1 protein-coding gene is annotated in these 1,144 nt (G+C 66.0%); it reads right to left on the reverse strand.

Annotated features, from left to right (window positions below):
- A partial coding sequence (locus AB0L97_RS38670) for a nitric oxide synthase oxygenase (RefSeq protein ID WP_364440036.1) occupies window positions 1-1,031 on the reverse strand: 1,031 nt, incomplete at its 3' end.
- Window positions 1,032-1,144 lie beyond the last annotated feature (113 nt).

Consider the following 1,144-nt stretch of genomic DNA (forward strand, 5'->3'; position numbering starts at 1 on the left):
GGCCGGATGTCCATGTCGGGTGGGTCGTAGTAGCGGTGGAAGGTCGGGGTCAGGCCGGAGGAGATCGGCGGGTTGATCCAGGACCAGTCGGTGGGGCAGGCTCGGCCCGCGGCTTCCTCGCGCTCGACGTGATCGCAGAACTGTTTGGCGACGGTGTGATGGTCGACGATGTACACGCCCGCCTTGCGGAAGCTGTGCAGCACCGCGCGGTTGAGTTCGACCAGAGCCTGATCGCGCCAGAGGTTGCGCTCTGCCCGGGTGTCCAGGCACATCATCTCCGCGATGAGCGGGAGCATGTTGTAGCGGTTGGTGTCGCTGAGATTGCGCGCACCGATCTCCGCGCCCAGATACCAGCCGTTGAACGGTGCGAACGGATAGGTCATGCCGCCGATCTCGAGATTCATGTCGGACACCGCGGGCAGCGCGTGCCAGCGCAGGCCCAGTCCGGCGAACCACTCGAACTCAGGATGCTCTAGTTCCACCTCGCGTGCGAGTTCGGGCGGGATGTCGAACCAGCGAACCGGCTCGTCCGGGGTACTGATCAGCAGCGGAAGGATGTCGAAAGGCGTTCCGGCGCCGCGCCACCCGAGCTTCATCGCGAATGCGGTGAGCTCGACGTTGGCGGCGTCGCCGGTGACCGTCCCGTCCCCGTTGCGGTAGCCCGCGTAGCGGATGATCTGCGGGCTGACGATGCGGAACTCGCGCCCGTCCGGTTGCCGCGGCGGCCCGACGGTGATCATCGACTGAATAGCGCCGTTGTTGGTGGCCATGTGCAGGTGCTGCCAGCAGACCTCGGCCAGGTCGCGCGCCGAGCGGACCCGCCGGGCGTCGAGCAATTTCAACGAGCGCCAATGCTTGCGGCCGACGCAGCGGGCGTGATTGCGCCAGGCGAGTTTGGCTCCGATCAGGATCTCCTCGGCGGTCTGGAGGTAGGAGCCGGTCTGTTCGAGCTGCTCCAGCGCGCAGCGTCGGCGCTGCGCGCTCAGGTGCGCCAATTCGGGCAGCCGGAAGAACTCGTCGCACTCCCGCATCCGGCGTTCCAGATCGGGCAGGAAAGGATTTGTGTCCGGTTCGTTCTCGATCGAGGAGACGGGCGACACTGGATTCACGGTTTTCTCCGGTCGGGCATAGGTGCTGCGATGAA

The sequence above is a fragment of the Nocardia sp. NPDC051911 genome, from assembly GCF_040681035.1.
GTDB lineage: Bacteria > Actinomycetota > Actinomycetes > Mycobacteriales > Mycobacteriaceae > Nocardia > Nocardia sichangensis.